Origin of the sequence: Plasticicumulans lactativorans (assembly GCF_004341245.1) — a bacterium.
Classification (GTDB): domain Bacteria; phylum Pseudomonadota; class Gammaproteobacteria; order Competibacterales; family Competibacteraceae; genus Plasticicumulans_A; species Plasticicumulans_A lactativorans.
Window position 1 is genome coordinate 150952 of record NZ_SLWY01000010.1, and the last position, 13181, is coordinate 164132.

Genomic DNA, 13181 nt, shown 5'->3' on the forward strand with positions numbered 1-13181 from the left:
GGTCTGGCCCTGCTGGCCAGCAGCCCGGCGGAGGGGAGGCTCACGCCGAGGTCGGTGGCGATGGTGGGGATCAGGCCGACGATGACGAACTCCGTCGTGCCGATGGCGAAGGCGCTGATGGTCAGCGCCAGCAGGCCACCCGGGACGTGCGCCAGCCCATCCACGCCGTCTACTACCGCAACACCGCGCTGGCGTCCCGCATCACCTGCTTCGTCGACTACGTTGTCGAACGCCTCGGCCGGCAGCCTTTCGATGAAGCCGGCGAGCTTCGGTAGCGGGCGCGACGTATTGTGGGCACCACGCTCCGCGTTGCGCGTGCGCCGATGATTGGGGCCACGACGACACCCCGCACGGCCGAGAGACGACGCCCGAGCCGATGCCTCCACTGCCGCGCCCAGCGCCACCGGTTACAATCCGGCGGCTGCCGCCGCGAGCGCGAACCGGCCACGGCCATGCCGGGCCCGCTGCCGCAGGCGGGCGCGGATGCGTTCTGCCCGCAGGTGTTCGTGACCTGCCGGTCGCCGCTGCGCGAGCGCGGCCGCCGGTGCATCAGCAGGGCGATGCGTTCCGGCCAGCGACGTCCGCGGTTACGCGTGGTGTGCGAGGGGCGTCGGCCGGTCGTGCCGGGTACACGCCAGGGCCGCACCGCAGAACCCCGAAACCCGCTATCAGCGCGGCTCCCGGCACGCCCCGGGGGGCGTGCGTGGTCTCATGCCGATGTTGAGAGCCGATTTCCATTTCGACCTTCCGCCGGAGCTCATCGCCCAGCACCCGCCCGCGCAGCGCGGGGCGAGCCGGCTGCTGGTGCTCGACGGGCCGAGCGGCGCGCTCGCCGATGCCGCGTTCGCCGATCTCCCGCGCTGGCTGCGCGCAGGCGACCTGCTGGTGTTCAACGACACGCGGGTGATCCCGGCGCGCCTGTTCGGTGCGAAGGACAGCGGCGGGCGGGTGGAGGCGCTGGTCGAGCGGCTGCTCGACGCGCACCGCGTGCTCGCGCACGTGCGCGCGAGCAAGGCGCCGCGTCCGGGCAGCGGCATCGTCTTCGCGGGCGGACTGCGCGCGAGCGTGCGCCAGCGCCACGAGGACCTGTTCGAGCTCGCCTTCGAGGATCCGCGGCCGGTGCTCGAACTGCTCGATGCGTACGGCCACGTGCCCCTGCCGCCCTATATCGACCGGCCCGATGCCGCGGGCGATGCCGACCGCTACCAGACGGTCTACGCCCGCGCGCCGGGCGCCGTCGCGGCGCCGACCGCCGGGCTGCATTTCACCGAGGCGCTGCTCGAACAGCTCGCCGCGGCGGGGGTGGAGCGGACCTTCGTGACCCTGCACGTCGGCGCCGGCACCTTCCAGCCGGTGCGCGCCGAGCGCATCGCCGATCACCACATGCATGCCGAGCAGGTCGAGGTCGGCCCCGAGGTGGTCGCGGCGGTGGCAGCGACGCGCGCGCGGGGCGGGCGGGTGGTGGCGGTCGGGACCACGGCGGTGCGCAGCCTCGAAGCCGCGGCCGCCGCGGGCGCACTGGCGCCGTTCAGCGGCGACACGCGGATCTTCATCACGCCGGGCTACCGCTTCCGCGTCGTCGACGCGCTGGTGACCAACTTCCACCTGCCGGAGTCGACCTTGCTGATGCTGGTGTCGGCCTTCGCCGGGCATGCCAGCGTGCTCGCCGCCTACCGCCACGCGGTGGCGGCGCGTTACCGTTTCTTCAGCTACGGCGACGCGATGTTCCTGACCCGGGCCCCCGTCTGAGCCAGCGTGCAACTTTCGCCCGAGCGTCCTGTCTCTGCGGGGACTGCGCTTGCAATGGCGCCTACCGTCCCCACAGAACCGGGGAGGTTCCGTCTGTTCCGAAGAGGAAGCCCATGAAACGCATCATTCTGTTCGTGCTCACCAACATCGCCGTGCTGATCGTGCTCAGCATCACCGCACGACTGCTCGGCGTGGACCGTTTCCTGACGCAGAACGGTCTCAACATGGGGGCTTTGCTGGTGTTCGCCGCCGTGTTCGGCATGGGCGGCTCGTTCATCTCGCTGGCAATGTCGAAGTGGATGGCCAAGTCCTCGGTCGGCGCGGTGGTGATCGACGTGCCGCAGAACGCCACCGAGCGCTGGCTGGTCGACACGGTTGCGCGCCAGGCCCGCGCCGCGGGCATCGGCATGCCCGAGGTCGCGATCTACGATTCGCCGGAGATCAACGCCTTCGCCACCGGCGCGAACCGCGACAAGGCCCTGGTGGCCGTCAGCACCGGCCTGCTGACCAACATGACCGCGGACGAGGTCGAAGGCGTGCTGGCGCACGAGGTCAGCCACGTCGCCAACGGCGACATGATTACGCTGGCGCTGATCCAGGGCGTGGTGAACACCTTCGTGATCTTCCTGTCGCGTGCGGTGGGCTACGTGATCGACCGGGCGCTGTCGGGCAACCGTGACGAGGAGGGCGGGGTCGGCATCGCCTACTACATCAGCAGCATCGTGCTGGAACTGCTGTTCGGCGTGCTCGCCTCGGTGATCGTGATGTGGTTCTCGCGCCAGCGCGAGTTCCGCGCCGATGCCGGCGGCGCGCATCTCGCCGGCCGCGGCAAGATGGTGGCGGCGCTCGAACGGCTGCGCCTGATGCACGAGCCCTCGCACCTGCCCTCGCAGATGGCGGCCTTCGGCATCAACGGCGGCCTGGGCGATGGCCTGAAGCGGCTGTTCATGACCCACCCGCCGCTGGAGGAGCGCATCGCCGCGCTGCTGCGCGCCGCCTGATCGCGCGCGCTGCCCTCACATCTACCCCCTGCGGAGCCCGCCGGCCGGCGGGCTCCGGCCTTTCCGGCCGCTGTCGGCCGGCCCGCCTTCACAGCACGAACTGCTGGAAGTCGAAATCGAGTCGCGGGCTCGCCGCCTGCACGACCGGTCCCTGCACGTGGTCGATGCCGAACCCCCAGGCATTGGCGAGGCGCGACGGCGAAGTGACGTCGACCGCGATCACCTGCGCGCCGAGGGCTTGCGCGCCGTGCACCAGGCCCTCGAGGTCGCGGCGCAGGTCCTTGTCGTTGCCGGCCCGGTCGACGCTGTCCATGTCGAGTTCGACGTAGCTCGGGCGCAGGTGCTCCAGGTAGCGCTGGCTGTCGCCGTGCCTGCCGCAGTGGTGCAGGGCGAGCGCGCAGTCGAGCGGGGCGAGTTGCTTGCGCAGTCGCAAAAGGTCCACCAGATACGGTTCGACCGACTCTTCGGCGATCTCCAGCACGAGGGTGCGGCCGGGCACCTGGACCTCGGCGAGGTGCTGCCCGAGCCAGGCGGGAAAGTCCGCGTCGGTGATCGAGTTGCTCGACAGGCCGAGGAACAGGACGAGCTCGCCGTGCTTGCCGCCGGCGCCGGCGGCTGCCCGCAGGGCCGTGGCGATCAGCCAGCGGTCGATCTGGCGCATCACCCCGCGCGCCTCGGCGAGCGGCACGAGTTCACCGAGGTCGAGCGGGGCGCCGGCGGCATCCGGCGCGAACAGCCGCACCCGGTAGCGCTGCCGCGCGTCGCCGGCGAGCGAGGCGACCGGCTCGTAATGCGCTTCGAGGCGGCGTTCGACCATGGCCGCCCGCAGTTCGCGCAGCAGCGCGTCGCGGCGCGCGGCCGAATCGCGATCGGGGTTGATCGGCGCATACACCTGGACCTGGCCGGGGCCGAGCTGGCGGGCCTGCTCGCAGGCGCGATCGGCGAAAGCGATGATCTGCGTCGGGCTGTGCGCGGCATCGCCGAGCAGGCACACCCCGGCGCAGGCGCGCGTGGAGATCAGCCGCGACTCCACCGCCACCGAGCGCTCGCCGATGCTGCGACACAGGCGCTCGCCCAGTTCCAGCGCCGCCGCCCGGCCGGCGGCCGGCGTGTACACGGTGAAGGTGGCGTCGGCGAAGCGTGCGACCAGGTCGTCCGGGCCGAGCAGGCGCAGCACCGCTTCGGCCACCGCCCGCAGCAGCGTGTCGACCGCCTCCAGGCCGAGGCTCTGCGCGATGTTGCGGTATTCGGTGAGCAGCACGTAGAGCACCGCGCCGCCGGACTGGCCGCTGGTCAGCGCGTGCGTGCGCAGCCGCGTCAGGCGTTCGGTGAAGGAGTGGCGGTTGTAGAAGCCGGTGACCGGGTCGTGCTCGGCGACGTACTGCAGCCGGCTGCGCAGTTCGCTGTCCTCGTCGCTGCGCCGTAGCAGCAACTGCAGGCAGGGTTCCTCGTTCATCCGCGACGGCGTGGCGCACAGCCGGATGTCGACGTTGCCGCCGTCGGCGCGGTGCGCCCGCAGGTCGATCCACTCGGCCGCGGGGGCCTTGCCGGTGGCGTCGTGAGGAGGCTGGTCGACCTGGCGCAGGTAGGCCTTCAGCGCGTCGCGGTCGGCGCGATCGATCAGGTCGACCAGCGTGCAGCCGACCATGTTGTCGCCGTAGCCGAACAGTTCGCGGTAGGCGGGGTTGGCGTAGACGTGTGCGCCCTCGTGGATGTAGGCGACGGCGTCGCGCGCGCCTTCGAGCAGCGCCTGGGCGCGGGCCTCGCTCTCGCGGTACAGCCCCTCCCAGCGTCGCGCCTGGCGGCGCTGTTCGAGGCGGTTGAGCTCGAGGCGCGCGACCATCGGCAGCGAGGTCGGGATGCTCAGCGCGGCGATGCGGTCGGCGCCGGCGCCGAGCAGGCGCGCGGCGACGGCGCTTTCGAGGTTTTCGATCACCGCGATGATCGGGATGTCCTTGAACGCGCCGTCGACCGAATCACGCACGTCCTCGACCCGCGGCAGTCCTTCGCCCGGGCGCACCACGATCAGGTCGAGCGGCTGCTCGTCGATCAGGCGCTGCAGGTCGTCGAGGCGGTCGGCCTGCCAGTGCCGCACCAGGTAGCTGGCGCCGCGCAGCGGGCGCAGGATCGGCTGCACGTCGTGCCGCGGGTGGTCGACGATCAGCAGGCGGATGGCGGCGTCGATGAGCAAGCGGGCCTCCGGGGGCGGGATGGCGGGGCGTCAGCGCGCGACGACGGGGGTCTTGGCGGGCGCTCCGGCCACCTCGCGCACCAGCCGTGGCACCAGGTAGCCGGGCAGCTGCGCGCGCAGCGTATCCATGATAGCCAAGGCCCGCGCGTCGGCGACGGCGAAGTGCGCGGCGCCGCGCACCGCGTCGAGCTGGTGCAGGTAGTAGGGCAGCACGCCGGCGGCGAACAGGCGCTCGCTCAGCTCGGCGAGCACCGCGGCGTCATCGTTGACGCCGGCGAGCAGCACGCTCTGGTTCAGCAGCGTGATGCCGCGGCGGCGCAGCGGCGCGAGCGCCGCGGCGACCTCGGCGTCGAGCTCGTGCGGATGGTTGGCGTGCACCACCAGCACGGTCGCCAGGCGGGTGGCGTCGAGCACGGCGAGCAGGCCACCGTCGACGCGCGCCGGCAGCACCACCGGCTGGCGGCTGTGGATGCGCAGCCGCTGCAGGTGGGGGATGGCGTCGAGCGCCGCGAGCAGCGTCGCCAGGCGCCGGTCGGACAGCGCGAGCGGGTCGCCGCCGCTCAGGATCACCTCGCTGACCTCGGGGGTCGCGCGCAGGTAGTCGAGTGCCGCGTCCCAGGCGCCGCGGCCGGCGCTGGCGGCGCCGTACGGGAACTCGCGGCGGAAGCAGTAGCGGCAGTGCACGCCGCAGGCGCCGGTGGCGACGAGCAGCGCGCGGCCGCGGTACTTGTGCAGCACCCCCGGCACCGGCATCGCGGCGAGGTCGCCGACCGGATCGGCGACGTAGCCCGGCGCGGCGACGAGTTCCTCGGCGAGCGGCAGCACCTGGCGCAGCAGCGGGTCGTGCGCGTCGCCCTTGCGCATGCGGGCGACGAAGCCGCGCGGCACGCGCAGCGGGAACGCCGCCGCGGCACGGCGCGCGGCGGGCAGCCAGGCGGGGTCGAGGTCGAGCGCGTGCAGGAGCTCGGCGGGGTCGGTGTAGGCCGCGGCGAGTTCCACCTGCCAGCGCGGGGGTGCCTCACGCGGCGTCAGCGATGCGGCTATCATGTGCGGCCTTCGGCAGCGGCGGTTTCGATAGAGAAAGGCGGAAATATGGCCACGTACAGTACCAACGAGTTCAAGAGCGGCCTGAAGATCATGCTCGACGGCGATCCCTACGCGATCGTCGAGAACGAGTTCGTCAAGCCCGGCAAGGGTCAGGCATTCAACCGCGTGAAGGTCCGCAACCTCAAGACCGGACGCACCATCGAACGCACCTTCAAGTCGGGCGACACCGCCGAGGGCGCCGACGTGATGGACGTCGAGATGCAGTACCTCTACAACGACGGCGAGTTCTGGCACTTCATGGACCAGCAGAGCTTCGAGCAGATCAGCGCCGATGCCAACGCCGTCGGCGACAGCGGCAAATGGATGAAGGAGAACGACATCTGCCAGATCACGCTGTGGAACGGCGTGCCGCTGACGGTGAACCCGCCGAACTTCATCGTCGCCAAGATCGTCGAGACCGACCCCGGCCTGAAGGGCGACACCTCCGGCGGCGGCGGCAAGCCGGCGACGCTCGAGACCGGCGCGGTGGTGCGCGTGCCGCTGTTCGTGCAGACCGGCGAGGTCGTCAAGGTCGACACCCGTACCGGCGAGTACGTGTCGCGCGTCAAGGAGTGACCGACGCGTGCCGCCACAGGAGCCCGCGGGCCCCCGTGGCGTTTCCGGGAGCCCCCGCATGGCCATCGACACCGACGCCTGGCGCCCGAGCGCGCCGCTCGCGCACCTGCGCCTGCGCGCCGAACTGCTGAACCGCACGCGGGCCTTCTTCGCCGCCCGCGGGGTGCTCGAGGTCGACACCCCGGCGCTGTCCTGCGCCGGCGCCACCGATCCGCACCTGGCGAGCTTCGACACCGTCTACCACGGCCCCGGCCCGCGCCACGGCCAGCGGCTGTACCTGCACACTTCGCCGGAATTCCCGATGAAGCGCCTGCTCGCCGCCGGCAGCGGCTGCATCTGGCAGCTCGCCAAGGTGTTTCGCGACGGCGAGGCGGGGCGGCGGCACAACCCCGAGTTCAGCCTGCTCGAGTGGTACCGCGTCGGCTTCGACCATCGCCGCCTGATGGACGAGGTGGCCGAGCTGGTCACCGCGCTGCTCGCCGACCGCCGCGCGCTCGGTGAACCCGAACGCCTCAGCTATGCCGGCGCGTTCGTGCGCCACTGCGGCTTCGATCCGCATCGCGCCGGCGTGCGCACGCTGCGCGCGGTGTGTCGCGAGCGCGGCATCGAGCCGCCGCCCGGCATGCCCGAGGACGCGCGCGATCCCTGGCTCGACCTGCTGCTGACCCACCTGATCGAGCCCGAACTCGGTCGTGGTCGTCTGACCTTCGTCTACGATTATCCGGCGAGCCAGGCGGCGCTGGCGCGGCTGCGGCCCGGCGATCCGCCGCTGGGGGAGCGCTTCGAGCTGTACCTGGAAGGCGTCGAACTCGCCAACGGCTTCCACGAACTCGGCGACGCGGACGAACAACGCGCGCGCTTCGGGGCCGAGCGCGCGGCGCGCGCCGTCGCCGGGCTGGCCGACGTGCCGGCCGACGAGGCGCTGCTGCAGGCACTGGCCGCCGGCCTGCCGGCCTGCGCGGGGGTGGCGCTCGGTTTCGACCGCCTGCTGATGCTGGCCGCCGGGGCCGGCTCGCTAGCTGCGGTGATGAGCTTCCCGATCGACCGCGCCTGAGCACCGCTGCCGCCGCGCCGACGGCGGTCCGGGCCGCCCGGTGGGCGATCTTGTTTAACGAATTAAACATGGGTATGGTGAATCGATCGCGTTGGCAGTCGCCGGTGCCGCCCGTTGTGGTAACGATCGCCCCAGAATAGCGGCACGAATGCTGCTAGCGGAGGGGCGTGTTTGGCGTTCTGTTGCGCGGAGTGTTTAACCTTTTCAACACTAGATCGCCGCTCCGGATCACCGGCCAGCGGCTGCCCAGGAGCCTCCCGCCGATGACCCCGTTCGCGATTGCCGGCATCCAGATGCACATCGCCGCCCACAACAACATCGACGCCATCCGTCACCGGGTCGATTTGCTGATGCACCTGTATCCCTGGGTGCAGATGATCGTGCTGAGCGAACTCGCGCCGTTCGGTCCGCTGCTCGAACACGCCCAGGAACTGCCCGGCCCGGCCGAGGAGCCGTTCCAGGCGCTCGCGCGCAAGCACCGCGTGTGGATGTGTACCGGCTCGATGTTCGAACGCTGCGAGGGGGCGATCTACAACACCTCCTCGGTGATCAACCCCGACGGCGAGGTGGTCGGGCGCCACCGCAAGGTGTTCCCGTTCTTTCCGTTCGAATCCGGCGTCACCCCGGGCGAAGACTTCCTGCTCTTCGACGTGCCCGACGTCGGCCGCTTCGCGGTGCTGATCTGCTTCGACATGTGGTTCCCCGAGACCACGCGCACCGTCACCGCGATGGGCGCCGAGGTGATCCTGCACCCGGTGCTCACCCATACCATCGACCGCGACGTCGAACTGTCGATGGCGCAGGCCAATGCGGCGATGTTCCAGTGCTACGTGTTCGACATCAACGGCCTCGGCGCCGGCGGCAACGGCCAGTCCTGCGTCGTCGACCCGAGCGGGCGCTACCTGCACAAGTCGCTGACCAACGAGGAGTTCATCCCGATCGAGATCGACCTCGACGTGGTCCGCCGGCAGCGCGAGACCGGCATGCGTGGGCTCGGCCAGACGCTGAAGAGCTTCCGCGACCGGCGCGTCGACCTCACCGTCTACGATCGCAACCGCTGGAACCACCCCTACCTCGACACCCTCGGCAAGCTGGTCAAGCCCTGCCAGGGCTCGGTCGCCGCCGCCGGCACGCCGGGACTCAGGAACAAGGGCGAGGCGTGAGGTGGGCGGGCACGGCGCGGGGGGGCGGTCGGTGGGTTCGGCCGACGACGTGTACCTGACGTTCCGGGCCATCGCCGAGGACCAGCCCGGTCCCAAGTTGCGGGCGCAGTTCGAGCGCTGCTGGCCGTCGTACCGTGAATGGTTCCTGCGCGAGGGCGAGGCGGTGCGTCCCTCGTACGCCGTCTGCCTGCGCATGCTGCGCACCCACATGCCCGAGCTGGTGCCGGTGTACGAACGGCTGATCGGGGCCGTCGACGGCGACGACCAGATGGCGCGCTTCCTGTCGCTGTACAGCCCGACGCCCTTCCTCGCCGCCTGCTCGCAGGCGATGTGGACGCGCGGCGCGCGCCCGGCGCTGCTGCGCAACTACGACTACCGTTCGCACCTGCTCGACGGCGTGATCCTCAAGACCCGCTACACCGGCACGCGCGTGATCGCGATGGCCGACTGCAGCTGGGGCGCGCTCGACGGCATCAACGAGCACGGGCTCGCGGTGTCGCTGGCCTTCGGCGGCCGGCGGCCGGTGGGGCCGGGCTTTGGTATCGCGCTGATCGTCCGCTACCTGCTCGAGACCTGTACCACCACGCGCGAGGCCGCCGCCGTGCTCAGGCGCGTGCCGGTGCAGATGGCCTACAACGTCGCCGTGCTCGACCGCGAGGCGCGTCACCTGACCGCCTTCATCGCGCCCGACCGCGAGCCGGTGGTCACCGCCGCGCAGGTCTCGACCAACCGCCAGGGGGCGATCGACTGGCCCGAGCATGCGCGCATCTGGGCCACCGTCGAACGCGAGCAGGCGCTGGTGCACTGCGTCGCCGACGGCCAGGGATCGCTCGACCAGCTCACCCGTGCCTTCCTGATGCCGCCGGTGTACCGCGCCACGCACGCCGGCGGCTGGGGCACGCTGTACACCTCGCGCTACCTGCCGCGCGAGGGTGCGATGGAATGCCTGTGGCCGGACCGTTCCTGGCGGCTCGGCTTCGACGACTTCGTCGAGGGCGAGCAGCACGTGCGCTACGTCGTGCGCGCGGCCGCACACCCGGCGGGCCCTGCATGAATCATCCTAGCTGGCCGTGGCTGCACCGCCTGCTCAGCGCGGTGCGGCGACTGTTCCGACCACAACAGCCACCCGGAGGACCCATGAATACCGCCGCGCGCCCGTCGCTGAACGGGCTGTCCGAGATCTTCTCGTTCTTCCGTACCAACACGACGCCGATCTACTTCGTCTCGCCGGTGCCCTTCAGCCTGCTCGGCATCGACCGCTGGGTGAAGAACATCGAGTTCATCAACTACTTCGACTCCTTCGACCGGCACCACCCGCGCTGCTTCGTGCCGCACCTGTCGGGCTGGCGCGACTTCATGTCGATGGAGGAGGTCGGCAACTTCCTGCTCGGCCACAAGGAGGTCGTCGACCACATCAAGGCGACCGGCCCCGGCAAGGTCATGCTGGTGATGTTCGACGAGGAGAGCGAGCAGCTGGTGCGCGAACTCGGCTGCGAGATGGCGCTGCCCCCCGACGTGCTGCGCCGGCGCATCGACTCGAAGATCGAGACCACCCGGCTCGGCAACGAGGCCGGCGTCGCCAGCGCCCCCAACACCATGGGCCGCGCGAAGACCTACGCCGAGCTGCTCACGCTCGCGCAGGGCGCGAACCTCGGTACCGACCTGGTGGTGCAGACCCCCTACGGCGACTCCGGCCGCACCACGTTCTTCGTCAAGAGCGAGGCCGACTGGGAGAAGTACGCCGACAAGATGGAGGACGAGGAACTCAAGGTCATGCGCTACATCCGGCACATGCCCGGCACCCTCGAGGCCTGCGCCACCCGCCACGGCACCCTGGTCGGGCCGATGATGATGGACATCACCGGCTTCGAGGAGCTCACGCCGTACAAGGGTGGCTGGTGCGGCAACGACGTCTTCCCCGGCGCGCTGCCGCCGGAGCGCCGCGACAAGGTGCGCAAGATGGCGCAGGCGCTCGGCGACCGGCTGTGGAAGGAAGGCTACAAGGGTGTGTTCTGCGTCGACTTCCTGATCGACACCGACACCGGCGAGGTCTACCTCGGTGAGCTCAACCCGCGCATCAGCGGCGCCTCCCCGCCGACCAACCTGATCACCTCGATGTACGGCGGCGTGCCGCTGTTCCTGTTCCACCTGCTCGAGTTCATGGACGTCGACTACACCATCGACCTCGATGCGGTGCAGGCGCGCTGGGTCGAGTTCGACACCTGGAGCCAGCTGGTGCTGAAGCAGAGCGAGGACAAGGTCGAGCTGATCACCCGTGCGCCGGCCTCGGGCATCTGGAAGCTGAACCCCGATGGCAGCATCCGCTTCGACCGCTTCGCCACCGACTTCACCGAGGTGGTCGGCGAGGACGAAGGCTTCTACATGCGCGTCTACGGCGCCGCCGAGTACCGCTACAAGGGCGCCGACATGGGCATCCTGTTCACCCGCGGGCGCATGCAGACCGACGACCGCGAACTGACCGAGCGCGCGAAGATCTGGGCCAGGGGCATCCTCGCGCAGTTCGAGGGCGTGCCGCCGGCGCCGCACGTGCCGGTGGTCCCGCCCGACCCGTTCGAGGGCAAGATGTTCTGATGTTCCCGGCCCCCGCCCCGTGCGGGGGTCGTGCTTTTCGGGGGGAGCGGCACGGGCGCCGTGTGCAGGATATTGAACACCTCGCGCCAGCGGCTGCAGCGCCCGGGCGGGAGGCTGTGAAAAGACCAGGCGGCCTTGCGGCCGCCTGGTCGGGGAGGGTAGGGGCCTGGCCGCTACCCGTGCTCAGGCGCTCACGACCGGGATCTTGCCGATCTTCGCCTGCCATTCCCGCGGCCCGCTCTGGTGCACCGAGCTGCCCCTGGAATCGACTGCGACCATCACCGGCATGTCCTGCACCTCGAACTCGTAGATCGCTTCCATGCCGATGTCCTCGAAGGCGAGCACCTTCGACTTGCGGATCGCCTTGGAGACGAGGTAGGCCGCGCCGCCGACGGCGATCAGCGACACCGCCTTGTTGTCGCGGATCGCCTCAATCGCCACCGGGCCGCGCTCGGCCTTGCCGATCATGCCGAGCAGGCCGGTGGCTTCGAGCATCTGCCGGGTGAACTTGTCCATGCGCGTGGCGGTGGTCGGGCCGGCCGGGCCGACGATCTCGTCACGCACCGGGTCGACCGGGCCGACGTAGTAGATGAAGCGGTTGTTGAAGTCGACCGGCAGCGCCTCGCCGCGGTTCAGCATGTCGACCATGCGCTTGTGCGCGGCATCGCGCCCGGTCAGCAGCTTGCCGGACAGCAGCAGCACCTCGCCCGGCTGCCAGGCCTGCACGTCCTCGCGGGTGATGCTGTCGAGGTCGACGCGCCGGCCCTTGCTGGCGTCGTAGGTGATCTGCGGCCAGTCGTCGAGCGAGGGCGGGGTCAGCACCGCCGGGCCGCTGCCGTCGAGGTGGAAGTGGGCGTGGCGGGTGGCGGCGCAGTTCGGGATCATCGCCACCGGCAGGTTGGCGGCGTGGGTCGGGTAGTCGAGCACCTTGACGTCGAGCACGGTGGTGAGGCCGCCCAGCCCCTGCGCGCCGATGCCGAGCGCGTTGACCTTCTCGTAGAGTTCGAGGCGCAGTTCCTCGGCGCGGTTCGACGGGCCGCGCGCGATCAGCTCCTGGATGTCGACCGGCGCCATGATCGCTTCCTTGGCGAGCAGCATGGCCTTCTCCGGCGTGCCGCCGATGCCGATGCCGAGGATGCCCGGCGGGCACCAGCCGGCGCCCATCGTCGGCACGGTCTTCAGCACCCAGTCGACCAGGCTGTCGGAGGGATTCAGCATCGCGAACTTCGACTTCGCCTCGGAGCCGCCGCCCTTGGCCGCGCAGATCACCTCGACGTGGTGGCCGGGGACGATCTCGTAGTGCACCACCGCCGGGGTGTTGTCCTTGGAGTTCTGGCGCTTGCCGGCGGGGTCGAGCAGCACCGAGGCGCGCAGCTTGTTGTCGGGGTCGAGGTAGGCGCGGCGCACACCCTCGTTGACCATCTCCTGCAGGCTCAGCGTGGCGTCCCAGCGGACGTCCATGCCGACCTTGAGGAACACCACGGCGATGCCGGTGTCCTGGCAGATCGGCCGGTGCCCCTCGGCGCACATGCGGCTGTTGATCAGGATCTGTGCGATGGCGTCCTTCGCCGCCGGGCTTTCCTCGCGCTCGTAGGCCGCCGCCAGCGCCTTGATGTAGTCGACCGGGTGGTAGTAGCTGATGTACTGGAAGGCGTCGGCGACCGACTGGATGAAGTCTTCTTGGCGGATCGTGGTCATCGTGCGTGGGCTCCGGGCGAGGTGGCCGTGGCTGGCGGGAAAGCCGCGGAATAGTAACAGGAAGCCGCCGG

Annotated in this window: 10 protein-coding genes and 1 pseudogene; 7 read left to right on the top strand and 4 right to left on the bottom strand. The window is 70.6% G+C overall.

The annotated features are described in order from the left end of the window. Nucleotides 1-11: 11 nt before the first annotated feature. Nucleotides 12-155, bottom strand: a pseudogene (locus EV699_RS19935) (MFS transporter); the annotation flags it as partial. Between the two features lie 562 nt (nucleotides 156-717). Between EV699_RS19935 and queA the strand changes: the two are divergent. Further along, nucleotides 718-1749, top strand: a complete 1032-nt coding sequence (queA, locus tag EV699_RS10420) for a tRNA preQ1(34) S-adenosylmethionine ribosyltransferase-isomerase QueA (RefSeq protein WP_132542463.1) — start codon at nucleotides 718-720, stop codon at nucleotides 1747-1749. 113 nt (nucleotides 1750-1862) lie between these two features. Continuing rightward, nucleotides 1863-2750: a protease HtpX gene (htpX, locus tag EV699_RS10425; protein WP_132542367.1), complete on the top strand. Its 888-nt coding sequence runs from the start codon at nucleotides 1863-1865 to the stop codon at nucleotides 2748-2750. 88 nt (nucleotides 2751-2838) lie between these two features. Here the strand turns inward: htpX and EV699_RS10430 are convergent, their stop codons facing one another. Both EV699_RS10430 and epmB read right to left on the bottom strand, forming a co-directional pair. Next, on the bottom strand, nucleotides 2839-4941 hold the full coding sequence (locus EV699_RS10430; RefSeq protein ID WP_132542369.1) for an EAL domain-containing protein: 2103 nt from the start codon (nucleotides 4939-4941) through the stop codon (nucleotides 2839-2841). Nucleotides 4942-4971: 30 nt separating this feature from the next. Next, nucleotides 4972-5988: an EF-P beta-lysylation protein EpmB gene (gene epmB, locus EV699_RS10435; protein ID WP_132542371.1), complete on the bottom strand. Its 1017-nt coding sequence runs from the start codon at nucleotides 5986-5988 to the stop codon at nucleotides 4972-4974. Between the two features lie 45 nt (nucleotides 5989-6033). Between epmB and efp the strand changes: the two genes are divergently transcribed. From efp to EV699_RS10460, 5 genes are all read left to right on the top strand, one after another. After that, on the top strand, nucleotides 6034-6603 hold the full coding sequence (gene efp, locus EV699_RS10440) for an elongation factor P (RefSeq protein WP_132542373.1): 570 nt from the start codon (nucleotides 6034-6036) through the stop codon (nucleotides 6601-6603). Between the two features lie 58 nt (nucleotides 6604-6661). Continuing rightward, complete coding sequence (gene epmA / locus EV699_RS10445; protein ID WP_132542375.1) at nucleotides 6662-7657, top strand: EF-P lysine aminoacylase EpmA; 996 nt, start codon at nucleotides 6662-6664, stop codon at nucleotides 7655-7657. 263 nt (nucleotides 7658-7920) lie between these two features. After that, complete coding sequence (locus EV699_RS10450; protein WP_132542377.1) at nucleotides 7921-8820, top strand: carbon-nitrogen hydrolase family protein; 900 nt, start codon at nucleotides 7921-7923, stop codon at nucleotides 8818-8820. Between the two features lie 31 nt (nucleotides 8821-8851). After that, on the top strand, nucleotides 8852-9874 hold the full coding sequence (locus EV699_RS10455; protein ID WP_243662626.1) for a C45 family autoproteolytic acyltransferase/hydrolase: 1023 nt from the start codon (nucleotides 8852-8854) through the stop codon (nucleotides 9872-9874). Nucleotides 9875-9957: 83 nt separating this feature from the next. Next, complete coding sequence (locus EV699_RS10460) at nucleotides 9958-11412, top strand: biotin carboxylase (protein ID WP_132542379.1); 1455 nt, start codon at nucleotides 9958-9960, stop codon at nucleotides 11410-11412. A gap of 183 nt (nucleotides 11413-11595) precedes the next feature. On the opposite strand, the gene EV699_RS10465 is transcribed toward EV699_RS10460, so the two are convergent. Further along, entirely contained in the window at nucleotides 11596-13110 is a 1515-nt protein-coding gene (locus tag EV699_RS10465) for a fumarate hydratase (protein ID WP_132542381.1), read from the bottom strand. Between the last annotated feature and the right edge of the window lie 71 nt (nucleotides 13111-13181).